Raw genomic sequence first — 25430 nt, 5'->3', positions numbered from 1 at the left:
TTATCCATATTAGCTTTAAAGCTATATTAATTTAGAAGGTGAGTTGGAATTATGAATCTTCACATTTGTGAAGTAACAGCAAAAAATTGGCGTTCAGTAGTTGCTTTAGACGTCGCAAAAGATCAGCAACAATTTATTGAAAGTAACGCGTTTTCTTTAGCAGAATCATTATATGAAGGAAACGGAACGTCAGTAGGTTTATATGATGGAGAAACACTTGTAGGTTATGCAATGTATGGATGGTATTCAGTAAAACATAAAAGTGTATGGCTCGATCGCTTTATGATTGACCAACAATATCAAGGAAAAGGATACGCAAAACGTTTCCTTCGCTTACTCATTCAATTCTTACAAGAAAAATTTGAATGCAAAATAATTTACTTAAGTTTACATCCAGACAACAAACTTGCAATGGGACTGTATGAATCATTTGGTTTCCGCTTAAATGGTGATATTGATGATGAAGGTCCAGTTGTAGGTGTTGTAATGGAGTTACTAATAGACGAAAATACAAGCCTGTGAAAACAGGCTTTTTATTATACATGTATCAATTTTTAATTTCTTTCCCTTATTTAATTCTGTTTTGTAATCTAATAGAATGCTCATAAAAATAAGCCTGCAATTTACGCAGACTTATTTCACACACTCTTCAAAATGTTCTTGGAACCACTCTTTATTAATATCTCTTCCGATGAAAACTACTTCACTTACTCGCTCTTCGCCCTCTTGCCACTCTCTATCGTACGAAGCGGCAAATAACGTATGTACACCTTGGAAAACGATACGTTTATCTACTCCGTCTATCGATAAAATTCCTTTGTAACGATATAAATATTCCCCTAGCTCTTGAACGACAGCTGACATCCACTCATTAAGCTTTTGTAAATCCAGCGGACGTTCTTCACGTAATACAAATGATTTCACACCTTCTAAGTGATTATGTTCTTTATGAGGGTAAATTTGCAACGTATCTTTCGTTTTAAACGTTTGGATTTGTAATAAAGATGGTATATCTACCTCACAGTTAGTCGCCTCAATTAACTTTGCAGTCGGGTTAATTCCTTGAATTTCATGCAAGAGATTTTCTTTCTCACTCTCTTCAATTAAATCTAATTTATTTACTAAAACGACATCCGCAAACGCAATTTGCTCTTTTGCCTCTAATCCTTTTTCAAAATGTTTATGTATATGATAACTATCTACCACCGTTACAACACCGTTAATTTGGTATGCAGATTGAATGACTGGATCTAAAAAGAATGTTTGAATAATCGGCCCTGGATTTGCAAGTCCAGTCGTTTCAATTACTAAACCATCAAAATCCATTTTCCCTTCTGCTTTTACGTCCAGTAACTGTTTTAAAGCAACAAGTAAATCTTCACGTACAGTACAGCATAAACAGCCATTTGTCATTTCCATAATTTCTTCTTCTACATTCATAATCAACTGATTATCAATGCCAATTTGCCCTATTTCATTTACAATCACCGCTAATTTCTTACCGTGATTTTCTGATAAAATACGATTTAATAAAGTCGTTTTCCCTGATCCAAGAAAACCAGTTAATATTGTTACTGGAATCATTTCGTACCTCTCCTTATAGCTATATGTTTCTACATTATAGCATATAGAGAAAATCATTTTTGTAGCAAAACATATTTATTGTCTGTACACCTAATTAACTATATAATAACATGTAGTAAGAAAGCCTTTTCAAAACATTATTATTCATCAAGGGGGTACTTATAATGGAGCGAGTTCAAATGGCTGAAACGCTAGAATTTTCTCGTATTATTCAAGGATTTTGGCGTTTAGCAGAATGGAATATGACGAAACAAGAATTACTTTCTTTCATTGAAGATTGTATGGATATGGGAATTACTACTTTTGATCACGCTGATATTTACGGCGGATATACGTGTGAAGGTTTATTTGGCGAAGCTTTACAATTAAAGCCTTCCTTACGAGAAAACATGCAAATTATTACAAAGTGTGGAATCGCTCCCCCATCACCGAAATTTCCAGAGCGATATGTTGCTCACTACAATACTAGTGCAGAGCATATTATGCAAAGTGTAGAAGCATCACTTAAAAATTTACATACAAATTATATTGACGTATTACTTATTCATCGTCCCGATCCTTTTATGGATCCAAATGAAGTGGCAAAAGCATTTTCACAATTAAAACAAGAAGGAAAAGTTCGTCACTTCGGTGTATCTAACTTCTTACCTTCACAATTTAATATGTTAAGTTCGTACTTAGATTTCCCGCTTATTACGAACCAGATTGAAGTTTCTGCATTGCAGCTTGAGCATTTTGAAAAAGGGACAATTGATTTATGCCAAGAAAAACGAATCAATCCAATGATTTGGTCACCTCTTGCTGGTGGGGAAATCTTTACTGGTCAATCAGAACGCGCCGTACGTGTACGTGAAACTATGCAAAAAGTTGCTACTGAGCTAGGTGTTTCTAGTATCGATACGGTTATGTATGCTTGGTTACTTGCTCATCCAGCTAATATGATGCCAATCGTTGGCTCTGGTAAATTAGATCGCGTAAAAACGGCTGCTCTTGCTACAAACGTTAACTTAGACCGTCAACAATGGTTTACAATTTTCGAAAGCTCTAATGGGCATCCTGTACCATAATGCATAAAAAGAAGAGCTGTTTTCTTACAGCTCTTCTTTTTCATATGTATTTCTAGTCATGGAAAATACACACATATCCCTTAATCCGTTTCCATCTACCGCAACACTCGCACTTTCTAACGTACCTTCTAACTTAAAGCCTAATTTCTCAGGTATCGCTCTACTCTTCTTATTTAAAGAATCACAACGAATTTCTACACGGTTTGCTTTCAATTCAGAAAAAGCGTAATCCGTTATACCTTTCGCAGCCTCTACCATATAGCCTTTTCCGCTAAACCTTGTATCAATCCAATATCCGATTTCAAATTGAGGTATATCCCAATTAATACGATGTAATCCGGCTGAAGCAATAAATTCACCTGTTTCTTTCGAAAATACTAGTAATCTTAAATCCTCACGTTGCAAAAATTGAATATGTGATTTTCTAATACTTTCTTCTATTTCTTGCTCTGTTTGCTCTTTTTGTGCAAACACCATCCAAGGTTTTAGTTCTTGTATTGAAGCCTGAATTGCATCATATACAACTTTACCATCTCCTGGTTTCGGCATTCGAATAAAAAGCCTGTCAGTATAAAATTCAGAAGGAAAATCGAATAATAACGGATTCACTGTAAACACTCCCCATAATTCTTTTATATATAATAATATCCATCTCAAGTTATATAGTAAAGAATTTTCTGAATCGAAAACCTTTTACTCATTCACTTCCGCCGCTACACGAATTCCAGATTCAATCGCACCTTGAATCCATCCGTGATATAGCGTTGTATGATCTCCAGCGAAGAATATTCTCCCCTCTGGTTTGACAATCGCTGGTTGCAGCTCAGATTCTTGACCTGCTTGAAAAAGTGCAAATCCTCCAAGCGCATACGGATCCAATGTCCAGCTTTTTGATATTCCAGATATGAACTCATCATACACTTGACCACCTAATATTGTTGCTAAGTTGTGTAATGCGTAATAAATACGATCACCTTTTGATAAACCATCCCATAACAATGCGTCATAAGACCATGTATAGCTACCTAACATCATAGCCGGTCCTTTCTCACCAATTCCATAACTTGGATAATAGCCATAACGAATTGGCAAATCTGTTATAATTCTGCCACCTAATTGTCCTTGTTCTTCCCAAAATCGGCTTTTAAATTGAATTCCTATTTTCGTCGCAGGCATATAATGTAATTCACGAATTGCTTTCCATTTTTCATGAGATATAGAATCAAACGGATCTACTTCTACAAAACGCATTGTCGAAAACGGAATGGTAACAATAACTAAATCTCCTGTAATACTGCTATATTCAAAAGTTTCCTCGTTCCGATAGAAAGCTGTCACACCATTATCGTGTTGATGTAGCTTCATTAATTTTTGATTATATATAATATTCTCTTCTAATTGCGGTAAAAATGACTTTGGCAATCTATCGTTCCCGCCCACAATTTCACAAAATCCGCTCTCCTCTTGCATAATGTATAGAAAGCGTAAAGTCTCTACAAACGATCGTTCCAAAAAACCTTCTAAATCTAATAGAACACCAATCATCTCAATTGTTACTGGCGAAAAGTAAGTATTATACTGATAAGGGTGATACTTCAAAAATTGTCCTGTGGAATATCTCCCAAAATCCTTCACTACAACATCCCAATTTTTCTCTGGATTTCTTTTAATAAAATTTATTATCGGCTGTACTGCTAATAACAATAGTTCTTCAGACGTTTTTCCCACTTCATTCATTTCCACAGGATACCTTAAAATATTTGGATCCTTTTCATATTGTTTCAACGTCGTTTTCCGTCCATTTACGTATATAATATCCGTCTCATTTCTATTAATAAAAGGACCCACCTGTAGCCCAAATTTTCTTATATACGCCATCGTTAATGTATGCGAATACGGAATTCTCATTGCTCCGACATCTAAATATAATCCGGTATCTTCCATTCTAACCGTTTCTATACGGCCACCTACCCGGTTGTTTGCTTCAAAAATTTTCACATCATGTCCTGCAGCCTTTAATAAAGATGCTGAAACTAATCCAGCCATACCAGCTCCCACTACAATAATTTGTTTTGGATTTATCGTCTTCTTCAATCCTTTATCTATAACTTTTAACGCTTCATCCATTTCAGTGTTATACATTATATCTTTCTGCACAATTCCACCCCTTACTTCATCAAATAGACGTTAGTGGTTTAGTGCATTTTATTCATAAATCTCCATAAACATAACACCATTGCAATTTGAATATTCACTAAAAGTACATAAGAGACAGATTTCATATTTCTTTATGCTTCGTATAATATAGCAATCGCAACGAAGGAGTGACTAAAAAATGAAACATACTTATGATTACCACGCTACAAAAAAGCATTTAGAATTAAAGAAACAAAACTTATGTAAAAAACTTAGCAATATGACACTATCTGAAAAAGAACGTGAACAGCTAAAATGTGAAGTTGACAACTATGAATATATTTTAAATCTGGTTGAAATGAATCATTATGAACGCGGATTTTCTCATTAAAAGCGGAAATAGGATTATCCACTTTTCATTTTGAGCATTTCACTACGCATTTTTCATAAGTAAATATATAATAGGATGTACATTAAGATTGAGAGGTATATTCTATGATCAAGTTAAGTGTATTAGACCAATCACCTATTTCAGATGGTAGCACAGCAGCCCAAGCTTTTTCACATACAGTTACGCTTGCACAAGAAGTTGAAAAACTCGGATTCACACGTTTTTGGGTATCCGAACATCATAATTCCGTAAGCTTAGCTGGTTCAAGTCCAGAAATACTTATTTCTCATATTGCCGCAAAAACGGATCGTATTAGAGTCGGTTCAGGTGGTGTTATGTTACCACATTATAGCCCATATAAAGTTGCTGAGAATTTCCGTGTTCTAGAAGCACTGTATCCGAACCGCATCGATCTCGGTGTTGGTAGAGCTCCTGGTGGTATGCCAATAGCAACTCGCGCACTTCAAGAAGGGAAAATGGTCTCACTTGATCAATATCCAGAACAAATTGCAGACGTTGCAATGTACTTACATGATCAAATACCAGAAAACCATCACTATGCAAACTTAAAAGCCACTCCAGTTATCCCAACATCTCCTGAAATGTGGATGCTCGGTTCTAGCGGAGAGAGCGCTAAAATTGCTGCAAACAATGGAGCTTCTTTCGCATTTGCACAATTTATTAATGGCTTCGGAGGCCCTGAAGTTATGAGGGCTTACCAAGAACAATATCAGCCTTCATTTTTAGGAGATAAGCCTAATTCAATCGTTGCCATCTTTGTTATATGCGGAGAAACAAATGAAGAAGCGGAAAAAATTGCTTCTAGTTTAGATTTATCAATCTTATTATTAGAGCAAGGAAAACGAACTACTGGTACACCTTCTATTGAAACTGCTCAAAATTATTCATACAGTGCTTATGATTTATTCCGTATAAAAGAAAATCGTCAACGTATGATTGTTGGTGATCCGTCTTCTGTAAAAGAAAAAATAATAAACTTAAGCAAAGCATACAATACTGACGAATTTATGATTGTCACGATTACTCATCAATTTGAACATAAATTAAAGTCTTATCGCTTACTAGCAAATGCTTTTAATTTATAACTCTAAAAAGAGATGCATCACATATGATGCATCTCTTTTTCTTACTACTTATTGTTTTTATTTCCTATATATTCAATAGCTTCTTTTAATAGCTCATCAAAGTTAATAGGATAATCATGATTTAAGTTAGGCACAACTTTATACTTATGTTCTATATTCTTATCTCTTAATAATCGTACAAATTGCTGCGTGGATTCGAAACAATCTCCATCTTGATCCCCGCATACTATATATCCTTTTATATGTTTATCCTGCAGCACTCTTAGCAACTCATCCCATTCTTCAATCTCGGGAAGCCACGGTGCTATAAAAACAAAACCATCCACATCTATATCTTTTTGCAAAATCGTATATAAAGCTACTCTTGCCCCTGCAGAAAAACCACCAATTATTACATTTTCTACTGTATGATTTTCTATAAACTTATTGTAATGCTCTTTTAATTCTTCTTTCCCTCTCTCTATATCATCCCAAACAAATCCATCTGAAAACTGAATTTGTGAAGACTGTGGTAAAGCTAACGTGTAATCTTGTGTCAAAACTGATTTCCAATATGGCTCTACTATTTGAATATTTTCTTGGTCACCATGTAATGTAAGTAGTAGATTCCCCTCTTTCTTGCTGTATATATATTTCACATCTGGTCTTTCCTTTTTATGTGCTAATTCTTCTCTTTCTTTACATAATTGCACCATTGTATGAAATTCTTCAAATTTATGTAGTGATTTTAAATCTTCGTCGGAAATTAAATATTCATTTCCATACCAGAATCCCTTTTCTATAATGGCCTCCCTCATTAAATGTAATGCTTCTTTTTCAAGTCCTGATGCACTTGCGAGCGCATACTTAAAATTATATATTTGCGCCTCATTCCCTATTACACCTGTAGCGTTTTCCATTATATAATTGTACGCTTCAAAACTTCCTTTATTTGCATAACAACGTAACGTTTCATTTAATAATTGAATGTAAGTCATACTATTTTTCATGTACCAATTCCCCCGAAACTTTTTATAATATTTATTTTGCGAATCTTTATACCACTTTGTGAAGATTTTATATAACTCGCCCTAGCAATATCTTATTCTCCGAATGATACTTAATAGTTATCCTTCCCTGTCCAATACATTTAATATAAATATTAATAAACTGAAAAGTCAATATTTTAACAAACAAAAAAAGACAACAATATATGTATTGTTGTTTTCATTACGTTTACCCGCTCTTTTGTTTTTTTCTATCTGGTTTACTTGAAACTAAATAATGTTTTTCTGAAATATATAAGTCTCTTTTTAAGCTACGATTTAAGTAAGGTCCTAGTTTCATTCCGCATATGAGGCGATCTTCGCTACCTTCAACAATTGGGAACATTTCTTTTTCTGTTACGTATTGATCTACTGCCTTTTGTACGACATCAATTTCTTTCACTAGGTTTAAATTTTCTGCTGTATGTTCAAATACCTCAAGCGTTTCCTTCGTTATGAGAAAATCATTTGTTGGAAATGCAGGTAAATACGGTTTTAACAAATCATAATTTACTGTATAATCTTCATTTACTAATACTGTATAAACGATATTAGCATTCGTTTCTAAAAACTGAGCCATCGCTTGTTCTAATTCATCTTTCGTAATTTCCCGCTCTTCTTTTCCAGTTCTGAAAAAGCGAAACATCGCATCGCCTCCTTTTTACTATATTATAGCATAAAAGAAAACTGAAAAATCATAAAAAAACCCATTGAAATAATTTTTCAATGGGTTTCTTTATATTTTTTATCGTTATTTTAAGAATGCACTTAGCATCCATACATGTTGTTCTAATGTTGTATGAATTGCTAACAGCATGTCAGCTGATGTTTCATCGCCAGCTTCGCCCGCAACTTCCATACCTTCTTTTAATTCTTGAATAAGTGCAGAATAATCATTCACTAATGTTTGCACCATTTCTTCTGCAGATTCTTTGCTTGTCCCTTCGCTGACACTAGATGTTGCGAGATATTCTTTCATTGTCGCTAATGGTTTACCTTCTAAAGCTAAAATACGTTCTGCTAACTCATCAATATACGTTCCAGCTTCATTATAAAACTCTTCAAATTTCTCATGTAATGTAAAGAAGTGTGGCCCTGTCACATACCAATGATAATTATGTAGTTTCACATATAACACATTCCAGTTTGCTACCTGCTTGTTTAATACTTCAACAACATTTGTTTTCGTACCCATACAATCCACTCCTCTTATCATTTTGTAATGTTTATCTTTTAATAACCTAATTACATTTTACCATACATTCCCTTTCCTTTCGAACAATCGGCTTATATGTAACAAAGTTTTAACACCTTTAATACTTCCCTAATATCATTTAATTCATGTATTTTTTCAAACACTTCATACGTCTAATTGTCCAAGCTCATACATATGCATAATAGTACATCAAGCTCATCATAGTAGAAAGAGGGATAACATGGACAATCAACAATGGCAAGTAGCAAAGAAAGTAGCTGCTACTTATATCGGAACTGTCGTTGGAGCTGGATTTGCTACTGGACGAGAAATTGTTGAATTTTTCACAGTGAATGGATTATACGGGACCATTGGCATATGTGTAAGTGGATTTTTTTTTATTTGGCTCGGCACAAAGATGATGTTACTTTCATCACAAATTGGGGCATTTTCAGCGCAAGAATTTAACAAATATTTATTTGGGGATGTATTTGGGAATGTTGTAAACACATTATTATTACTCGTTTTATTCGGCGTAACGAGCGTTATGTTATCAGGAGCTGGTGCAGTATTTGAAGAGCAACTTCGCTTACCAAGACAACTCGGTATTCTCATTACAGTTATCGCTTGTCTCATTATAAGTAGCCGCGGATTACAAGGTGTTTTTGAAGTAAATACACTTGTCGTACCTATTATGATGATTTTTATTATCGGACTTGCTATTACAACCTTTTTTCACAGCACACCTTCCATTAATAACACTATTCCTGCAGAGAGTTGGAATATGAAATGGATTACTAGCCCTATTACATATGTCGCCTTAAATCTTTCTCTCGCCCAAAGTGTTCTCGTCCCATTAGCCAGTGAAGTAAAGGATCGAAAAGCCATTTTTTGGGGTGGGATTTTAGGTGGTGCTGGACTTTCTTTAATTTTATTATGCAGCCATTTAGCAATCTTATCAGTCGATCAATTTTATCAATATAACATCCCAATGGCTGAAGTCATAAGAAGATTTAATGCAACTTTTCACTTCTTCTTCGTTCTCATTATTTTCGGTGAAGTTTTCACAACTTTAGTTGGTAATGTGTTCGGTATGACAAAACAGATGCAATCTATTACTGGGTGGAAAAATCACAATATTATTTTCTTCATTTTACTAATTAGTTATTGCTTTAGTTACATCGGTTACAGTGACTTACTTCACATTCTATATCCTATCATCGGATGGGTAAGTATTGTTATACTTCCAATCATTGCGTTTAAACAACTTCAAAAAACATAAAAAAGCATCCATGTTATTGGATGCTTTTTTATGCTCATTCACAATCATCACATACTTCCCAGTACGGCCCCATTTCTAATGCTAAATATGGCTTTAACTGCAACCGAATCATTCGACTAGGCATGCGCTCTAAAACAAATTGGATACCTTCTTCATCTTCGTCTAATTCAACTTTTGAAATCGCAATTCTTTGCATAGTCGTAATGGGAATTCCATCTTTATATAAAGTGATTTTCACCTCATCGTATTCATTAAAATACAATTCGACACTCATTTGATTTTTCAGTATTTCATCAACAATTTTAAATGTATTATTTTGTTCTTGGATTATATATTTCCATCCGCCTCTATCTTCTTTCGGAGCTGTTTGAAATAATGTCTCCAAATCCTCGTATAGCATAAGATAACCCCTCTCTTACTAAAAAACGATGAGTATTTTATATACCCTTTATCTCTATCACTATCCATAGCTATTGTACCATATATCACCGTTCTTACCGTATTCATTTGCTTTATACATACTTATAAAATAACTAATTCTATCTCCATTATTATGTATATTACCTCATTACTCCATACACTCTTACAAGTTCAAATAACGTAAGACTTTAATCCATACAAATATTGTCTACTCTCCGCTTTTATTAGCTCACAACATTCACATTTTTACATATAGTAAGACTACCACAAATAAAAAAGGAGAGTGACTTATACCACTCCCCTTAAAAGAACTTCCCTATAGCTGCTAAAACTAATACGATTATTAAAATTGCAAATAATAATGAGACAATGAAACTAAAAATAGGTAACGCTTTCTTTTCATTCTTCTTAAATAGTAACTTTAAACTAAGAAAAATATTTACTGGTACAAGTATAAAATAAAAATATTTAACAATTTGTACCGAGCTATTCGAAAGTGTTTTTAATATAAACACTTCAATTAGAAAAACAATAAAAAATGAAATACTTAGCCAAAATGAGACGTAACTAAGCCAAGAATGTCTTTTTGTCCCCCAATACACTCCCATAATACTCTCCTTTTATTTGTATTCTATACGTTAATAATTATACACAAAGCTAACAAATACCTCTATTTTTCGACAAACATTATGCAAAATGCCATTTTAAACGTCATAAAGGAAGTCTACATCCCTATTTGATTTTACACAATAAAACAGACTACCCTCTAGTGGCATAATGCTACTAGGGGATAGTCTGTTCTCTATTAAACTTTAAATCTGTCAATTAGTCCTTGTAACTCTTCAGCCATTTGAGATAACGTGCCCGCTGCGGATCCAATTTCCTCCATCGAAGCTAGCTGTTCTTCAGCTGAAGCCGCAACGTTTTGTGTGCTTGTCGCATTATTTTGCGCTGTCATTGCAATTTGTCCTACCGAAATAGATACTTCATTTGCCCCTTTTGACATTCCATTAGCCGTTTCAACCATCGTCTTAATTTGATTAGCTATTTCATTTGTAGATTGTAAAATTTCAGCAAAGTTTTGCTTCGTTTCATTTGCGATAACAAGTCCAGATTGAACTTCCTCATTTACATGATTCATAGATTTGACTGTCTTACCCATATCATCTTGTATTTCACATATTAATTTACTAATTTCACTAGAAGATACGCTAGACTGCTCTGCCAATTTACGTACTTCATCTGCAACAATTGCGAAACCTCTTCCATGCTCACCGGCTCTTGCGGCTTCAATCGCCGCATTTAAAGCTAGAAGGTTTGTTTGATCTGCAATATTTTGAATTACTTCTAAAATATCACCAATTTGTTTTGATTTATTATTTAGTAATTGTATAACTGCATCTGATTGTGACACAGATTCTGCAATAGACTGCATCTGGTTTACTGTTCTTCCTACTAGTTTCCCACCATCTTCTGCTTTTTCACGAGTATGTGCAGAAGCCGTATTAATAGATGATGAACTATTTGCTACATGCTGAATTCCTTCCGTTACATTAAACAGTAACATAGCGCCATTTTCTACGCTTGTTGTTTGCGTCGTTGCCCCACTTGATATTTCATCCATTGCGATTGTGATTTGCTCAGTCGCTTCACTTGCTTGCCTTACACTTGCAGTTAGCTCTTCTGATGCCGCTGCAACATGCCCAGCTGAATCGTTAATTCTTCCGATTAACGTCCGTAACGAATTCGTCATCTCATTAAATCCTTTAGCAAGTTGGCCGATTTCATCATTAGAATGAATTTCAATTGTTTGCGTTAAATCCCCTTCACTTATTTCTTTAGAGGTAACAACTAATCTCTTTAAAGGCTTCGTAATTGAAAGTGTTACAAAATAAATAAGTGCTCCACCTATTACTAATGAGATAAGCATAACAATTAACATATTATAAAATACAGGTTGAGCAGCTTCAATTACTTCACTTGAGTACATAGTCCCACCAATTTTCCAACCTGTTTTTACATTTGTAGCAAATACCATATTCTTTTCACTACCGCCATAAGAATATGAAAAAGCACCGTGATTATCTTCATAAATTTTCTTTGCCCAAGAATCAGCCGCTTTTTCCCCTGATTTTTCTTGTGGATGAGCAATTATTTTTTGCTTTCCATCTAAAATGAAGGCATATCCTTTTTTACCAATATTAATTAACTTTGATGTTTTTAATAAATTATCTAAACTTAAATCTAGCGCAACAACCCCATTTTTATCTTCTGTTTGTTTTGCGATTGTTACGACAATATGTCCATTTCCTTTTGCCTTATATGGCTCAGTAACAACAATACCACCTTGTTTTGCAACCGCATCTTTATACCAAGAACGCTCTGTTGGATCATAGTCTGCTGCCATTTGTATATTTGGTTCTTGTACAAATTTTTTATCATTTCCGGCAACATATACTTGTTCAACATCTTTATTTAAATTTATATATTGAGATAACATTTTTCTTAATTCATCCTGATTATCTCCTTGATACATATTCCCCTGAATCACCCGTGCAAAATTATTCACATCATTAAATTTTGCATCAATCATTTGATTGATTAAATTATCCAGTATTTTTATATTGTCGTTGGCACTACTCTTAATTTGCGATTCAAAATTCTTTTTGGCTGTTTGATAAGACATGCCTCCGATAATAGACACAGCCGCAATTAAAATTACAAAGAATGAAATTAATAGCTTTTTTGCTACTTTCATATCACGAAACAAATTTAATAGTTTCCCCATTATGAACCTCCTAATTTTCAAATTTAAAAGTTAAATTGAGTTAATTATGAATATTTCCCAATCCCTAATTATTATTTTCATAACCTATTATGATGAATACTTTGTAAAGTTTAAACAATTAAGTTCCCTTTGTCTATATATATGAATAATATTATTATAAAATTTACAAATAGAAAAAACCAAAAGGGCACCCTTTGGTTTTTACATTTTTTTATGTTGTTTAGAAAGCTTTTTCCACTTATCACGCTCTGCTCTGGCAAGGATTACATCTTGTTTTCTCATAAAATACGCCAGTTCTCTTTGTAATTTTTTATAGCTTTTCAAACGATCTATCGTAATAAGTCCGTTATCAATTGCACTATGCACCGCGCATCCTGGTTCATTCTCATGCTTACAATCACGAAAACGGCATGTTGTCGCAAGTTTTTCAATATCAGAGAATGTTGTTTGAATCGCTTCGCTTCCTTCCCAAAGTTGCAATTCTCTCATGCCGGGCGTATCAATTACGAGAGCGCCACTTGGCAATTGAAATAACTCTCGATGCGTTGTCGTATGCCTCCCCCTACTATCCTCTTCACGTATATCTCCCGTTTTTGCTACCTCAATTCCTATTAGCGCATTTAACAAAGTTGACTTTCCTACCCCTGATGACCCAACTAAAGCAATTGTTTTCCCTGAAGAAACGAATTGTTTCAACGAATCAATACCTGTATGCTCTAAACTATCAACAACGAAAATAGGAACACCAATTGCTATAGCTTCCGTTTCTACAATTTTCTGTTCTACATCATTACATATACTACTCTTTGTTAAAACAATAACTGGCATAGCGCCACTTTCATACGCTAATAATAAATAACGTTCCATCCTTCTAACATTAAAATCATGATTAAGTGCATTCACTAAAAATAAATAATCTACATTTGCTGCTATTACTTGTTCTTCCGTTCGAGTACCAGCTTCTTGTCTAGAAAAAGAGCTTCTTCTCGGAAAAATACGATGAATGATAGCTTTCTTTTCATTCTCTATTTTCTTTATATACACCCAATCACCAACAGCTGGATAATCTCCCTTCGTTACTGCTTCATGCCGAAACTTTCCAGACAGTTCTGCCATATATTCACCATCATTACAAATAATTCGATATATATGCTTATGCTCAAGTAAAATACGCCCTACTTCAAAGTTCTCTACAGCTTGTTCCCCAAAAAAAGAATCCCAGCCATACGATTCTAAAATATTTTGATTCAAATTGATATCCTCCCTAGTTTAAGCTAAGTGGAAGGATAGTGCGCTCACTTATATCGTTTCGCCCTTTCCATCCACCTTTGTATTTGGTTTATTATTCATATAAGTTATTTTCGCCATAATACATCACCCCGTTCTTATTTTAATTACTCTCATTATATGGAATTCTCCTATAAAAAGCTACATCATTTAACGTAATTTTCAAATAACTCATTTTTGAGCATTCTAATTTGTCCTCGGTGACTAATTTCATCTTCTAGCACATGAAACCAAAGATAGTGCTGGTTATATACTACACCGTTAGGCCACTTTCTTTCTGACATGAGCCACTCATTACCTTGTTCACTTAAATACTTCAGAGATTCTTCTCGAACACTTTGTAGAAGTTGTACATAATACTGTATTTCATGACCACAGATCGCTCTACCTGCTTCCCCTAAATACAATGCATCTTCCCATATTTCTAATTCTTCTTTTGTAAAGTCACGATCTTGAAATGAAATAAGCTGATGAACTTTTTCAATAGCTGCTATATGCTTTAATAAGGCGCCAATTGAATTTCCGCTGCTCTGCATAATTAAATCTAATTGCTCAACTGATAAATTTTTTACTTCGCCTAATGTTACAGCTCTCGTATGCTCAAGCATGCTTACTAATTCCCCTATTTTTTTTGTATAACCATCTACACTTCTTATTCGATAATCTATATTCATATGACGCACCCCTTTCTGCATTCATATTATTGTAAAAATGATTCATATAATAGACTGAAATCTATCGAAATTTTCTGTTATAATTAAATTGAATACAAAATATACCCAAACAAACTTTCTCAATATGCTTATATGAAATATTAAAAGGAATCAATATAAAATAATCGAATCTTATTCACTAAAAGGAGTGGATTCGATGGAAATGTATCAATGGCTAACCGCTGTTCTCGTTGGTGGCATTACTGGCTTCGTTTCCCATCTAATCAATAACCAAGGTAAGTTATTGCTTCCACGCCGTTTGAAAACTTTTTTTCACTTTGGATTTTTAACTGATGTTTTTACCGGTAGCCTAGCTGCACTTCTTGGACTCGTTTTATTCGATGTCACCGCAATAAAAGAAATTATAAAAGTATCCATTGTAACTGCTATTTCCGGTCAAACTTTCTTACTACATCAAGCTCTTGGTGGCGAACAGGCTAAAAATACGCAAATTGGGAAAGCTGATGAGAAGATTCAAGAAATTGACAAATTATTGCGACGTTAGTGTATACTTTCTTTTAAAATTATTGTTATAATGAGAAATAAATATTTTCTATTGCGTCGTTTGTCAGGAGAAAGGGTGTTTCGTATGACAAAAAAGAAAATAGAAGATTTCTTAACAAACTCCGAAAAAGAGGAACTGCTAGAAAACTATAAATGTTTACGAGAAGCCCGCACAAAAAGCGAAGCTAACTATTTTGGTGAAGCAGTAAACCATCTATTAAATAAAGCAAAACAACGAATTATTAAAGATGCAGGTATACATGATGAAAATGCTGCAACTGTTCAATCAAAGAGAAAAGCACTGTTTTAGCTACATTAGCTAAAACAGTGCTTTTTATTACAACATTTTTCACATTACTTTCACATCTATTTCACAATTATAAGTACTCCTATATGTTAAACTAAGTATATCCTTTTCCGAGGAGCTATATGCCGATATATAAACCCCTATCTATATAGGGGTTTTTTATTTTCCCATAATTTTATTACAAATCCTTTTCAATCATACAGCTCAACGACGAATTATTAAAAATACAGCAACTATGCAATCAAAAAGCACCTTTTTAACTTATCCTAAAAAATTGTTTTTTGATTTACTAAAACTTTATGATGCAATTCCTTTTTCATTATCTTTACTAATGTTTTCACCTTTTCTAAACAGAAATAAAGCTACAACATATAATAACGCTGTAAAGCTACCTACTAGTATAAAATTGTGAGATGTTGCAAATAACATTCCTGCTATTACCGCACCAATCATTTGGCCAATGTACATCGAGGCGTTAGCAAGGGCAGCACCTGTTCCTCTTGCTACACTAGACATGTTTTGTAAGTGCCTCATCATTAATACAAACAAAATTCCTGTCACAAAAAACAAAGCAAAGAACAATAACTCCACCAATACAATGTTCTTTACATGTGGAAGTAATACATATAGCACTGCTGTAAATATAATTCCACCGTAGAAAGAAAGGTTATAACCAATTTTATTTACGATTCTAGGACCAAAAATATTACCAGTTAAATTTCCTAATCCTACTACGAGCATAGCTGTACCTACTTCATGAACTTGTAAGCCAAATTGAATGGAAAGCCATACACCAAAAAATGAAAATGCAGCAAAATTTCCGGTTTGAAAAACAAAGTATGCAAAATAAGAAAGTGAAACCTTTGAATCTGTAAGTAATTGTTTATAACGCTGTAAAATCACTTTTTTATTTCCACCTATATGAACCGACTGTATTTCTGGTAATACAACATAGATAAGAATAACAAGTAGTGCTGATAATATACCAATGAAATAGAATGGGATTGTATAATGTATCGTTGCTAAATACGCTCCCAGTGGCAGCCCTAAAATTTGAGAGATTGATAACCCTGCTGTTGCAACCCCAATTGCTTTCACAATTTGCTTTTTCTCTATAAGGAGTGGAATGGATGCCCACACTTGTGGAGATACAAAAGCTGCACTTACACCTGCTAAAAATCTAAATGTTAGCATCCATAAAAAACTCGGTGCAATTCCACACAAAAACGTACTTATTGCAAAAAAACTCATACCTAGTACCATCACTTTTTTTCTGTTTAATCCATCTGATATAGGACCAGCAATAAGCGCAAATCCAGCATACCCTAAAGCATACGAACTCACCATCCATCCTGACAACTCGGTTGAAACATGATACACCTGTTGTAATGTCGGCAACAGTGGTGAAATTAAGAAAGTATCTGTACCGATCATAAACATTATCGTGAAAAATACAGCTAGTACTCTATTCATTTAGACCTTCTCCTTATATAAACAGAGGGTACTATCCCTCTGTTTCACTAATCTTCTAAAATAGATTGGATTTCTTTCATGACTCTTTCATTCAATGAAACGTCTACCGCTTTCACACTTTCTCTTATTTGCTCTGCCCGCTTTCCACCAGGTATAACTGTATCAATTCCTTCTTTATTTAATAACCATGCTAACGCTAAATGAGACACTTCAATATCATTTTCTTTAGCTTGCCCTTTTAACTTTTCCACTTTCTTAAAATTACTCTTATATGTATTTTCTTCAAATAGATTTACATTTTGGCGCCAATCGACTTCGTTCAATTTAAAATCTTCTGTATATTTTCCACCTAATATTCCAAAAGCAAGAGGCCCATATGGAATAAATGAAATACCCGCTTCTATACAATACGGCAACAGTTCTTCCTCAGCCGTACGTTCTAACATATTGTACGGAGATTGTACAACATCTATATGACCATGTTGGTTCGCTTCTTTTAATTGTTCTATGTTTACGTTCGATATTCCAATTGAACGAATTTTCCCTTCTTCTTTTAAACGAGTAAGCTCTCCGATTGAATCTATGTAACTTGTTTCAGGATTTGTAAAATGTAAATAATATAAATCAATATAATCAGTCTGTAATCTTCTTAAGCTATTCTCCACAGCATTTCTTAAATAACTTGGTTCATTGTTAATATAAGTTTCTCCATTTAACAACGGTTGAATTCCACCTTTTGTAGCAAGTATAAACTCATGACGTGTTCCCTTTAATACTTCTCCTACTAATTCCTCTGATTTACCGAAACCATATGAATCTGCTGTATCAAAAAATGTAATCCCTTGCTGAATAGCTTCTTCTACTAATTGCTTTCCCTCTTCTTCATTCACATCAGCATATAAATTATGTCCCCCTACTGCATTTGTACCTAAACCCAACTTTGAAATATTTAGTCCTGCCTTTTGCAATTTTGTATACTTCATTTTTTCTCCCCCTATATTTCTATTGTTCGAATATATTCGAACAATAGAAATATATCACTTTATATGTTATAGTGCAAATATCTTAACTTATACAAGTAGGTGAAATATGCGTACACTCTATCATCCAAATCGAGAAGAAATTCAATTTTCTTCTGTCTTATATGCACTTAGCGATCAAATCCGTTTACAAATTGTAAATATGTTACTAAAGAAAAATGAACAATCTTGTGGTGCTTTAAACATTCCTATTGCGAAATCAACTTTATCTCACCATTTCAAAGTTTTACGTGAGTCAGGTGTTATGTACACACGCCTTGAAGGAACACAACGTTTCATTTCAATTCGTCAAGAAGATTTAAATGCTAGATTCCCAGGTTTGTTACAAGTTGTATTACATGCGACAGAGCCATATTAAAAAACATCTCATATTCATATGAGATGTTTTTTAATATGGCTATTCTTTTAATAAATCTATTAATCCATTCCCTTCAGATGTACGTTCGTACCCTAAAGGTACAGTTCTTTTAATGAGTTGTGCATATATTTCCGGCTCTGATAACTTTCGACCGTATTCTTTCTCACACTGTTTAATGAGCAAGGCGAGCGCCCCAGCAACATGCGGCGTCGCCATGGAAGTTCCACTTAACACAGCATATTTCCCATCTGGATACGTAGATAATATTTCATCACCTGGCGCTACTAGATCAATTTCTTGATTTGAATTACTAAAACATGCAATCTTCCGCTCTAAATTCACAGCACCAACTTCAATTACCTCAGAATAAGCACCTGGGAAATCTAATTCTTCTGTTTCATCATCGCAATCTCCATTATTTCCAGCAGCACATACAACGAGAACATCCTGCTTTACCGCATTTTGAATTGCTTCATGTAATTCTGGAACATCTTGCGGACCACCAAGTGACATTGAAATAATTCTCACTTTCTCTTGATTCGGCCCTCTCCAATTTACAGCATAATGAATTGCCTCAATAATTTGCTCATAACTTCCAGAACCATCTCCCGCTAAAACTTTTAATACTAACATTTTAGCAAGTGGTGCAACTCCTAATACACCGACACCATTTTCAGTCGCGGCAATCGTCCCCGCTACATGAGTACCATGTCCGTTATTATCAAGATACACATTTGGATTAGCTTCATAATCTTTTGTGAAATTTCTTCCGTCGATAATACGATCTTTTAAATCTATATGATTAGTATCACACCCTGTATCTAATACGGCAACGACTACATCTTGCCCCTTCACACTCTTTTCCCATACTTGCGGAGCGTGAATCATTTGTACACCTGGTGGAATTTCATTTACTTGTTCTACCACCTTATTTACGGTAAACGGAATCAATTGTATACCTTTTTGTTTATTCACTGTACTACTCATCGTAATCCCTCCTGAAAATGTATTATTTTCATTTCAGACCACTTTTGAATACTTGTAAATGTAACATTCGTTTTATTCTTTTTGTTTTCCTTCTTTTCAAATATTTCTCAACATCATTTACTAACTCTATACTACTTTTTTATTTTCCCTATGATTTGTAGGAAGTAACACCCCATGTCGTTCAACTACTAACCAAAATAAGAGAACCAATTAATGGTCCTCTTACAGTCTTTTAAAAGAATGATATGTAATTTGAAAAATAATATAAATTAAGACTAAACCTCACTCTTGTTTAAAAACTTTTCTATTTCTTTTACTAAATATTCCGCTCCCTCTATCCCAACAGTAATATTTCCATTTGCTAATGATATGTTCTGTTCTGAAACATCACCTGTGATTTGGCAAGCATTGTAAGGTTGATATTTTTGTAAAATGATTTTATCTGATTCTACAAAAATTTCAAGCGGTGATTTGATTTGTATTCCCAATACATCGCGTAATTCTTTAGGGATAACAATTCGTCCTAATTCGTCTACTTTTCGAATAACTCCTGTTGCTTTCATATTTCTCCCCCCCTTACTCTATATTAATTTTTTCACCTCGCTTTTTCCATTTTATCACTTTTTGGCAATACTTGCCTCTTTTTAGAAAATTTTGTACTCGAGTTAAAAAAACACATTTAATGCATACGTAATCTCTCTTTCAATTGTTTTACATAACGGGATCTTATAAGTAAGAAGTATACAATTTGAATACCTATGAAAATACTTAATACAACTGTATTTTCTTTAAACAATGAGTACTCAAACATTTGCCCTAACGCAGTTAAGGCTACTGCCCCATGTAATGTTGCAACACCAATTGGAACGAAGAATAAAAGCGCCAATCGAATTGTAACTACCTTCGATAATTCCCCACTCGTCAATCCAACTTTTCGAATCATTTCGAACAAGCGAACATCATCCTCCAAATCGGAGAATAAACGGAAGTAAAGGAAACTTCCTGCGCAAACGAAAAATACTATACCAATAAAGAAACCTACAAATAAAATCGGTCCTGCAATTTGTAAACTTTGGTTTTGTTCGTACTCTTCCGCACTAAACGTTGACTGTTCTTGATACGGTTTAATTTGATGAGTAAGCTCTTTACCAATTTCAATCTCATCTTTCGTTCTTTCAGTTTTATACATATAATCTTTTGTCTCTATAAATCCATCTTGTAATGAATCATATTGATTATTAGAGATTACATAAACATTTCCTCTTAATATTTTCCCCAATGAAGATGAAGTAACTTTTTTCACCTTTAAACTTTCATTCATATTGGGTAAAGTAATTTCTTTTCTTTCTTTCATCGCTGGCCCTGGTATATCAGCTGACAAAAATACAACCTCTTTATTTGCTACAGTATTAAATGGTTCTCCTGTTAACTTTGCATATTCCTTATAATCTGATTCTTTTATAAAAGTGGCGCTTCTTAACGACTGTTCCTCCGTTTTCTTTGTCGAAATATTAGTTTTTGAAGCTGCTATATTATGTTTCTTTAATCCTTTGTCAATCATTTGTATATGTTGTGATTCGTTACTATTCCCTTGCTTAGAATGGTAATGAAACGCAATTGGTCTCTCCATTATCCCTTTCGTCATGGATGCGAAGCCGACTAATGTCCCTATTGCGGAAAATGCTACAGTAGAAATAATGGTTACAATAAAGAACATTCTTGCGTTATCTCTCATGCGATACGCTAAATCTGATAACGTAATAATATTAGTCTGTGTCCAATAGAAACGTTTACTTTTTTTACATAATCGAATAATAAAGACACTCAGCTGCTTGTACAACAAATACGTCCCAATAATAACTACCGTTGTAACAGGAATCATCATAATAAATACCATTGCGCCATGCGATAGAAGAGCTCCTACATAGCCAGCACTAAGCAATACTACTGCTAATATTGAAGAAATGATTGATGCTTTCGGTTCCGGTTTTGCCTCTGCTGACCCTCTAAACAACTTCATAATTTTATTTTTACGAATCATTCCTGCACTAAACAATGATATGATCATAAATAATATGAAAAACATAATACTTGTTACAACAATTGCTTTCATCGGTATGTAATAGGATAAGGAGATATCTAGTTTTAATATCATCGGGGCGACAAATAGTAATACCCCTGAAAATAACATACCTGAAAGAATACCAAAAATAATTGCCCCTATTCCAATCATAATATTTTCAAAAAAGATAAGACGCTTTAATTGATATTTCGTCATACCTAGCATCATTAAAATTCCTAGCTCACGCTTTCTCGTTTTTAAAAACATTCCCATCGAATATAAAATAAAGAAGAATGTAAATAAGTAAATAATAGACTGTGCAAAAGACATACTTACGAATACGTACTGACCCAATTCTCCTGCACTTAATGCCGGATGAAACGCAAAAAATGAATACACAAAAAAGGCCATAATAGCAAATGCACTACTCAAAAAATAGGCTGAGTATGTCCGTCTATTTCGCGTTACATTCCGATATGCGAGTTCTCTAATGTTCATATTACTTCTCCGCCCTTCTTTCTACTAACTATGTTTTTATATTAGTAAAGTACGGAAATACCTTCCATCGATTCAAATGACAAAAACCTTACAGTTTTGAAAGGTTTAAAAAAATTGCTTATACGTAGTACTTTATTTATAATGACTACATTCATATTCATACACACATCCTATTGTATATTCGTTAGTTTTGCGAAATAATAAAGGATAGAAGTATGTACCATTATACATATAAACTTATTTACCGCTTTAATATGAATAGGAGGAAACATAATGACATTACAAGAACAGATTATGAAAGCATTACATGTTCAGCCTGTAATTGATCCAAAAATTGAAATTCGTAAACGAGTTGATTTCTTAAAGGATTATGTAAAAAAAACAGGTGCAAAAGGATTTGTACTTGGTATTAGTGGCGGACAAGACTCTACATTAGCAGGACGCTTAGCACAACTTGCAGTTGAAGAAATTCGTAACGAAGGTGGTAATGTAACGTTTATCGCCGTACGTCTTCCTTATAAAGTACAAAAAGATGAAGATGATGCACAATTAGCATTACAATTCATTCAAGCAGATCAATCTGTTGCATTTGATATTGCTTCAACTGTTGATGCTTTTTCAAATCAATATGAAAACTTATTGGGTGAATCATTAACAGATTTCAATAAAGGTAACGTGAAAGCACGTATCCGTATGGTTACTCAATATGCAATTGGTGGACAAAAAGGGCTACTTGTTATCGGAACAGATCACGCTGCAGAAGCTGTAACAGGGTTCTTTACAAAATTCGGAGATGGTGGTGCAGATTTATTACCATTAACGGGATTAACGAAGCGCCAAGGACGTGCATTATTACAAGAGTTAGGTGCAGACGAGCGACTTTACTTAAAAATGCCAACAGCTGATTTATTAGATGAAAAACCAGGTCAAGCTGACGAAACAGAGTTAGGTATTACTTATGATCAATTAGATGATTATTTAGAAGGTAAAGCAGTTCCAGCTGACGTTGCAGAGAAAATTGAAAAACGTTACACAGTGAGTGAGCATAAAAGACAAGTACCAGCGTCAATGTTTGATGATTGGTGGAAATAAATAAAACATAAAAAAGAAGCTAATCTCATTTAGCTTCTTTTTTATATGTTAACGATATACCCCTACTCTTTTCTCCAATAAATCTTGCAGGCAATCTTCATGCTGTTTACAAAATAACGGTGGCATGTCGTCTAACGGGAAAAACTTCAAATCCAACGTTTCATCACCATCTACTTTTTTGTCGCCTCCAACTATTGAGCATGAAAAACACATCACAATTGACTGTGCCTTGTCTCCATTTGGATATGATTGAAAATATTTTGTATACACTCCAATAAGCTCATTTATTTCTACATCATACCCGGTTTCTTCTTTTATTTCTCGGATTGCAGTTTCCGAAGCCGATTCTCCTATCTCCATTGCGCCACCTGGAAAGCCCCAAGCGTTAAAGTCTCCTCTTTTTTGCAGTAATACTTCTCCTTCTTTATTAAATACACAACCACCGGCAAAGTTTAAGAAAACATAATCATGCCCTACTTTTTCACGTAATTCTTTTATATAATTGGCCATTCTCTTTCCCCTTTTCATACTTCTTCTATCGCTATTTCTTATCTTTTTCAAGCAATTCAATAATTCGATCTAGCTTCTGGTTCATATTAATCACGTGGTGTTTCTTTGCAACGCTACTTTGTAATACTCTTCTAATAAACAAAGTAAATGATATGAAAAACAAAACGATAAGTCCGATTACTAAACAAGTATATATCAATGTGAAAATATTACTTTCGAACAAGTTCATTCAGCATTCACATCCTCTCCTTTTTACTTTATCACATAATTCCCAATATTTTAAAGTGATCAACAAATATAAAAAGAGCATCTTTTACAGATGCTCTTTCTCATTGCTTAATACGTAAATGAAATTGTCGCCAATGAATAACCAGCCAATGCACTATAAGGCGCTACTTGATAAGACACACGCTTTGCACCTTTTGGCCAATTTATTTCATTTAATACTTTCTTTATATCTTGCATCGTCCCATCCATGGACTGCTTATATCGCACTTCTACTTTTTCTGGTTTGGCTGCAAACTGTTGCTGCAACTTTTGCTTAAATTCATTATAATTTTCTGCTCCGTATTCTGCAGATAAGTATTGTAAATTTGTTTCTTTTAACATCTGCTCATATACGACCGTTTTTGAGCTACCAGCTTTTATTTTGTTTGTTAATTCACCAAAATAACTTGTAGTTGCTGCTGGATATTTACTACGATCCCAGTCGTGATCTTTACTTAACTGTTCGTCAGACATGTTAAAATATGAGTAAGTTACACGCCCTGCTTTATCTGGTACTGGATCATCAAATGTAGTATCTAGGTGATACCATTTGTTTTCAATGTTCACTAAATTCCACGCGTGAGCTTGTCCGTTTCCTGTGCCTGTTACAATATGGTTTTGAATACCTGCCTCTTTTAACAACTCATACGTTAATAATGTATATCCTTGGCAAACGGCAGAACGATTCGCTAATGCTTCATATGCTGTATACGCTTGATAAGACGTATCATAAGACACATGCTTAACAACGTAATCGTGAATAGCTTTTACTTTCTCATGCTCATCCATCCCTGGTTTTACAATTGATCCAACAATTGATTTCGCCTGAGCTTTTACATATTGAGTTTGTTCTTTTGATTCACGGTATTTTACTTGCAGTGTAAACGTATAGTCCCCTGGCATTCCTTTAATAGAATATCTAGTAGACGCTACATTATATTTTACATACTCATCAGCATCTACAATTTTATTAAACTCACCATACAATTGATCCATAATATTTCTAGCATTTCTATCTTTTGTTTTATATGTGATTGTAATATTTTCTTCTCGATTATCAATCTGTTTTTTTAATTCTTTTCTGAAATCATCTAATAACTTTACATCTGATTGTGCTGTCACTGTAGTCGGATTTGTAGCTGCATAAGATACAGATGACGCTTGCAAGCCTCCCATTACTATAGTTGAACAAAGTGCGGCAGCTGTCACATACTTACTTGTCTTTCCCATCTTGTCACTCCTTATATTCTATAACTATACGAAAAAGTATCGTATAGTTTCAGAGTATACAATACTTTTTCGTATAGGTCATATGAGATTATGCATATTAACTAATTC

The 25430-nt window shown here is 34.0% G+C and carries 28 protein-coding genes; 9 read left to right on the top strand and 19 right to left on the bottom strand.

Annotated elements, in window-relative coordinates; genetic code table 11:
• The first annotated feature begins 51 nt into the window (after positions 1-51).
• Complete coding sequence (locus tag CQ064_RS11250) at positions 52-522, top strand: GNAT family N-acetyltransferase (protein WP_001048677.1); 471 nt, start codon at positions 52-54, stop codon at positions 520-522.
• 111 nt (positions 523-633) lie between these two features.
• Here the strand turns inward: CQ064_RS11250 and CQ064_RS11245 are convergent, their stop codons facing one another.
• Positions 634-1584 carry a CobW family GTP-binding protein gene (locus tag CQ064_RS11245; RefSeq protein ID WP_000613426.1) on the bottom strand — a complete coding sequence of 317 codons (951 nt, stop codon included), beginning with the start codon at positions 1582-1584 and terminating at the stop codon, positions 634-636.
• 164 nt (positions 1585-1748) lie between these two features.
• Between CQ064_RS11245 and CQ064_RS11240 the strand changes: the two genes are divergently transcribed.
• Positions 1749-2651 (top strand): aldo/keto reductase, encoded by a 903-nt coding sequence (locus tag CQ064_RS11240; RefSeq protein WP_000442793.1) that lies wholly within the window; start codon positions 1749-1751, stop codon positions 2649-2651.
• A gap of 24 nt (positions 2652-2675) precedes the next feature.
• On the opposite strand, the gene CQ064_RS11235 is transcribed toward CQ064_RS11240, so the two are convergent.
• Together CQ064_RS11235 and CQ064_RS11230 are read right to left on the bottom strand one after the other, a co-directional pair.
• Entirely contained in the window at positions 2676-3260 is a 585-nt protein-coding gene (locus CQ064_RS11235; RefSeq protein ID WP_001068746.1) for a GNAT family N-acetyltransferase, read from the bottom strand.
• A gap of 84 nt (positions 3261-3344) precedes the next feature.
• Positions 3345-4808 carry a flavin monoamine oxidase family protein gene (locus CQ064_RS11230; RefSeq protein WP_001168110.1) on the bottom strand — a complete coding sequence of 488 codons (1464 nt, stop codon included), beginning with the start codon at positions 4806-4808 and terminating at the stop codon, positions 3345-3347.
• A gap of 178 nt (positions 4809-4986) precedes the next feature.
• Between CQ064_RS11230 and CQ064_RS11225 the strand changes: the two genes are divergently transcribed.
• Together CQ064_RS11225 and CQ064_RS11220 are read left to right on the top strand one after the other, a co-directional pair.
• Entirely contained in the window at positions 4987-5178 is a 192-nt protein-coding gene (locus CQ064_RS11225; RefSeq protein ID WP_000683367.1) for a DUF3896 family protein, read from the top strand.
• A 104-nt stretch (positions 5179-5282) separates the two neighbouring features.
• On the top strand, positions 5283-6284 hold the full coding sequence (locus tag CQ064_RS11220; RefSeq protein WP_000594040.1) for an LLM class flavin-dependent oxidoreductase: 1002 nt from the start codon (positions 5283-5285) through the stop codon (positions 6282-6284).
• 44 nt (positions 6285-6328) lie between these two features.
• Here CQ064_RS11220 and CQ064_RS11215 read toward each other — a convergent pair whose 3' ends face one another.
• The 3 genes from CQ064_RS11215 to CQ064_RS11205 form a co-directional block, all read right to left on the bottom strand.
• Positions 6329-7273 carry an alpha/beta hydrolase gene (locus CQ064_RS11215; protein ID WP_000798316.1) on the bottom strand — a complete coding sequence of 315 codons (945 nt, stop codon included), beginning with the start codon at positions 7271-7273 and terminating at the stop codon, positions 6329-6331.
• A 226-nt stretch (positions 7274-7499) separates the two neighbouring features.
• Entirely contained in the window at positions 7500-7955 is a 456-nt protein-coding gene (locus tag CQ064_RS11210) for a DUF3939 domain-containing protein (protein ID WP_000488209.1), read from the bottom strand.
• Between the two features lie 105 nt (positions 7956-8060).
• Positions 8061-8504 carry a Dps family protein gene (locus CQ064_RS11205; RefSeq protein ID WP_000536897.1) on the bottom strand — a complete coding sequence of 148 codons (444 nt, stop codon included), beginning with the start codon at positions 8502-8504 and terminating at the stop codon, positions 8061-8063.
• Positions 8505-8745: 241 nt separating this feature from the next.
• On the opposite strand from CQ064_RS11205, the gene CQ064_RS11200 reads away from it, so the two are divergent.
• Complete coding sequence (locus CQ064_RS11200; protein ID WP_000370211.1) at positions 8746-9786, top strand: YkvI family membrane protein; 1041 nt, start codon at positions 8746-8748, stop codon at positions 9784-9786.
• Positions 9787-9820: 34 nt separating this feature from the next.
• Here the strand turns inward: CQ064_RS11200 and CQ064_RS11195 are convergent, their stop codons facing one another.
• From CQ064_RS11195 to CQ064_RS11170, 5 genes are all read right to left on the bottom strand, one after another.
• Positions 9821-10186 (bottom strand): DUF3979 family protein, encoded by a 366-nt coding sequence (locus CQ064_RS11195; protein ID WP_000965068.1) that lies wholly within the window; start codon positions 10184-10186, stop codon positions 9821-9823.
• A gap of 322 nt (positions 10187-10508) precedes the next feature.
• Positions 10509-10814: a hypothetical protein gene (locus tag CQ064_RS11190; RefSeq protein ID WP_000539571.1), complete on the bottom strand. Its 306-nt coding sequence runs from the start codon at positions 10812-10814 to the stop codon at positions 10509-10511.
• Between the two features lie 197 nt (positions 10815-11011).
• Entirely contained in the window at positions 11012-12994 is a 1983-nt protein-coding gene (locus CQ064_RS11180; protein ID WP_000517287.1) for a HAMP domain-containing methyl-accepting chemotaxis protein, read from the bottom strand.
• Between the two features lie 201 nt (positions 12995-13195).
• Positions 13196-14245, bottom strand: a complete 1050-nt coding sequence (rsgA, locus tag CQ064_RS11175; RefSeq protein WP_001073090.1) for a ribosome small subunit-dependent GTPase A — start codon at positions 14243-14245, stop codon at positions 13196-13198.
• Positions 14246-14427: 182 nt separating this feature from the next.
• Positions 14428-14955 carry a DinB family protein gene (locus CQ064_RS11170; RefSeq protein ID WP_001018101.1) on the bottom strand — a complete coding sequence of 176 codons (528 nt, stop codon included), beginning with the start codon at positions 14953-14955 and terminating at the stop codon, positions 14428-14430.
• A 196-nt stretch (positions 14956-15151) separates the two neighbouring features.
• Here CQ064_RS11170 and CQ064_RS11165 point away from each other — a divergent pair, with 196 nt between their 5' ends.
• Both CQ064_RS11165 and CQ064_RS11160 read left to right on the top strand, forming a co-directional pair.
• Complete coding sequence (locus CQ064_RS11165; protein ID WP_000426321.1) at positions 15152-15499, top strand: DUF4257 domain-containing protein; 348 nt, start codon at positions 15152-15154, stop codon at positions 15497-15499.
• A gap of 84 nt (positions 15500-15583) precedes the next feature.
• Complete coding sequence (locus tag CQ064_RS11160) at positions 15584-15808, top strand: hypothetical protein (protein ID WP_000162602.1); 225 nt, start codon at positions 15584-15586, stop codon at positions 15806-15808.
• A 294-nt stretch (positions 15809-16102) separates the two neighbouring features.
• On the opposite strand, the gene CQ064_RS11155 is transcribed toward CQ064_RS11160, so the two are convergent.
• The gene (locus CQ064_RS11155) at positions 16103-17278 is read right to left on the bottom strand and encodes an MFS transporter (protein ID WP_001082498.1); all 1176 of its coding nucleotides are present in this window, start codon (positions 17276-17278) and stop codon (positions 16103-16105) included.
• 47 nt (positions 17279-17325) lie between these two features.
• On the bottom strand, positions 17326-18261 hold the full coding sequence (locus tag CQ064_RS11150; RefSeq protein WP_000877945.1) for an aldo/keto reductase: 936 nt from the start codon (positions 18259-18261) through the stop codon (positions 17326-17328).
• A gap of 106 nt (positions 18262-18367) precedes the next feature.
• On the opposite strand from CQ064_RS11150, the gene CQ064_RS11145 reads away from it, so the two are divergent.
• The gene (locus CQ064_RS11145) at positions 18368-18676 is read left to right on the top strand and encodes an ArsR/SmtB family transcription factor (RefSeq protein WP_001259912.1); all 309 of its coding nucleotides are present in this window, start codon (positions 18368-18370) and stop codon (positions 18674-18676) included.
• Between the two features lie 39 nt (positions 18677-18715).
• Here CQ064_RS11145 and CQ064_RS11140 read toward each other — a convergent pair whose 3' ends face one another.
• From CQ064_RS11140 to CQ064_RS11130, 3 genes are all read right to left on the bottom strand, one after another.
• Positions 18716-19663, bottom strand: a complete 948-nt coding sequence (locus tag CQ064_RS11140; RefSeq protein ID WP_000099765.1) for a serine protease — start codon at positions 19661-19663, stop codon at positions 18716-18718.
• Between the two features lie 275 nt (positions 19664-19938).
• A complete protein-coding gene (locus tag CQ064_RS11135; RefSeq protein WP_000648335.1) occupies positions 19939-20226 on the bottom strand; it encodes an AbrB/MazE/SpoVT family DNA-binding domain-containing protein in 288 nt (95 codons plus the stop codon).
• A 116-nt stretch (positions 20227-20342) separates the two neighbouring features.
• A complete protein-coding gene (locus tag CQ064_RS11130; protein WP_001025996.1) occupies positions 20343-22223 on the bottom strand; it encodes an FtsX-like permease family protein in 1881 nt (626 codons plus the stop codon).
• A 273-nt stretch (positions 22224-22496) separates the two neighbouring features.
• Between CQ064_RS11130 and nadE the strand changes: the two genes are divergently transcribed.
• Positions 22497-23315 (top strand): ammonia-dependent NAD(+) synthetase, encoded by an 819-nt coding sequence (gene nadE / locus CQ064_RS11125; protein ID WP_000174893.1) that lies wholly within the window; start codon positions 22497-22499, stop codon positions 23313-23315.
• 48 nt (positions 23316-23363) lie between these two features.
• Here the strand turns inward: nadE and CQ064_RS11120 are convergent, their stop codons facing one another.
• The 3 genes from CQ064_RS11120 to CQ064_RS11110 all read right to left on the bottom strand — a co-directional run bounded on the left by CQ064_RS11120 (position 23364) and on the right by CQ064_RS11110 (position 25322).
• On the bottom strand, positions 23364-23825 hold the full coding sequence (locus tag CQ064_RS11120; RefSeq protein WP_000035001.1) for an NUDIX hydrolase: 462 nt from the start codon (positions 23823-23825) through the stop codon (positions 23364-23366).
• 31 nt (positions 23826-23856) lie between these two features.
• Positions 23857-24054, bottom strand: a complete 198-nt coding sequence (locus CQ064_RS11115) for a DUF4083 domain-containing protein (protein ID WP_001048104.1) — start codon at positions 24052-24054, stop codon at positions 23857-23859.
• Positions 24055-24161: 107 nt separating this feature from the next.
• Entirely contained in the window at positions 24162-25322 is a 1161-nt protein-coding gene (locus tag CQ064_RS11110; RefSeq protein WP_000520861.1) for a transglutaminase domain-containing protein, read from the bottom strand.
• Positions 25323-25430: the final 108 nt, after the last annotated feature.

This window comes from Bacillus sp. MYb78 (assembly GCF_002975115.1).
Taxonomy (GTDB): domain Bacteria; phylum Bacillota; class Bacilli; order Bacillales; family Bacillaceae_G; genus Bacillus_A; species Bacillus_A cereus.
Note: the sequence above shows the minus strand (reverse complement) of the source record. Positions and strands in the feature narration are given on the sequence as shown.

What these genes read in the sequence shown, in the direction of transcription:
- CQ064_RS11190 (WP_000539571.1), bottom strand. Translation starts at nt 10,814, where the DNA reads ATGGGAGTGTATTGGGGGACAAAAAGACATTCTTGGCTTAGTTACGTC.
- CQ064_RS11245 (WP_000613426.1), bottom strand. Translation starts at nt 1,584, where the DNA reads ATGATTCCAGTAACAATATTAACTGGTTTTCTTGGATCAGGGAAAACG.
- CQ064_RS11160 (WP_000162602.1), top strand. Translation starts at nt 15,584, where the DNA reads ATGACAAAAAAGAAAATAGAAGATTTCTTAACAAACTCCGAAAAAGAG.
- CQ064_RS11210 (WP_000488209.1), bottom strand. Translation starts at nt 7,955, where the DNA reads ATGTTTCGCTTTTTCAGAACTGGAAAAGAAGAGCGGGAAATTACGAAA.
- CQ064_RS11140 (WP_000099765.1), bottom strand. Translation starts at nt 19,663, where the DNA reads ATGAGTAGTACAGTGAATAAACAAAAAGGTATACAATTGATTCCGTTT.
- CQ064_RS11170 (WP_001018101.1), bottom strand. Translation starts at nt 14,955, where the DNA reads ATGAATATAGATTATCGAATAAGAAGTGTAGATGGTTATACAAAAAAA.
- CQ064_RS11135 (WP_000648335.1), bottom strand. Translation starts at nt 20,226, where the DNA reads ATGAAAGCAACAGGAGTTATTCGAAAAGTAGACGAATTAGGACGAATT.
- CQ064_RS11220 (WP_000594040.1), top strand. Translation starts at nt 5,283, where the DNA reads ATGATCAAGTTAAGTGTATTAGACCAATCACCTATTTCAGATGGTAGC.
- CQ064_RS11115 (WP_001048104.1), bottom strand. Translation starts at nt 24,054, where the DNA reads ATGAACTTGTTCGAAAGTAATATTTTCACATTGATATATACTTGTTTA.
- CQ064_RS11215 (WP_000798316.1), bottom strand. Translation starts at nt 7,273, where the DNA reads ATGAAAAATAGTATGACTTACATTCAATTATTAAATGAAACGTTACGT.
- CQ064_RS11155 (WP_001082498.1), bottom strand. Translation starts at nt 17,278, where the DNA reads ATGAATAGAGTACTAGCTGTATTTTTCACGATAATGTTTATGATCGGT.
- CQ064_RS11150 (WP_000877945.1), bottom strand. Translation starts at nt 18,261, where the DNA reads ATGAAGTATACAAAATTGCAAAAGGCAGGACTAAATATTTCAAAGTTG.
- CQ064_RS11180 (WP_000517287.1), bottom strand. Translation starts at nt 12,994, where the DNA reads ATGGGGAAACTATTAAATTTGTTTCGTGATATGAAAGTAGCAAAAAAG.
- CQ064_RS11145 (WP_001259912.1), top strand. Translation starts at nt 18,368, where the DNA reads ATGCGTACACTCTATCATCCAAATCGAGAAGAAATTCAATTTTCTTCT.
- CQ064_RS11165 (WP_000426321.1), top strand. Translation starts at nt 15,152, where the DNA reads ATGGAAATGTATCAATGGCTAACCGCTGTTCTCGTTGGTGGCATTACT.
- CQ064_RS11120 (WP_000035001.1), bottom strand. Translation starts at nt 23,825, where the DNA reads ATGGCCAATTATATAAAAGAATTACGTGAAAAAGTAGGGCATGATTAT.
- CQ064_RS11195 (WP_000965068.1), bottom strand. Translation starts at nt 10,186, where the DNA reads ATGCTATACGAGGATTTGGAGACATTATTTCAAACAGCTCCGAAAGAA.
- CQ064_RS11200 (WP_000370211.1), top strand. Translation starts at nt 8,746, where the DNA reads ATGGACAATCAACAATGGCAAGTAGCAAAGAAAGTAGCTGCTACTTAT.
- CQ064_RS11110 (WP_000520861.1), bottom strand. Translation starts at nt 25,322, where the DNA reads ATGGGAAAGACAAGTAAGTATGTGACAGCTGCCGCACTTTGTTCAACT.
- CQ064_RS11205 (WP_000536897.1), bottom strand. Translation starts at nt 8,504, where the DNA reads ATGGGTACGAAAACAAATGTTGTTGAAGTATTAAACAAGCAGGTAGCA.
- CQ064_RS11225 (WP_000683367.1), top strand. Translation starts at nt 4,987, where the DNA reads ATGAAACATACTTATGATTACCACGCTACAAAAAAGCATTTAGAATTA.
- CQ064_RS11240 (WP_000442793.1), top strand. Translation starts at nt 1,749, where the DNA reads ATGGAGCGAGTTCAAATGGCTGAAACGCTAGAATTTTCTCGTATTATT.
- CQ064_RS11250 (WP_001048677.1), top strand. Translation starts at nt 52, where the DNA reads ATGAATCTTCACATTTGTGAAGTAACAGCAAAAAATTGGCGTTCAGTA.
- nadE (WP_000174893.1), top strand. Translation starts at nt 22,497, where the DNA reads ATGACATTACAAGAACAGATTATGAAAGCATTACATGTTCAGCCTGTA.
- CQ064_RS11130 (WP_001025996.1), bottom strand. Translation starts at nt 22,223, where the DNA reads ATGAACATTAGAGAACTCGCATATCGGAATGTAACGCGAAATAGACGG.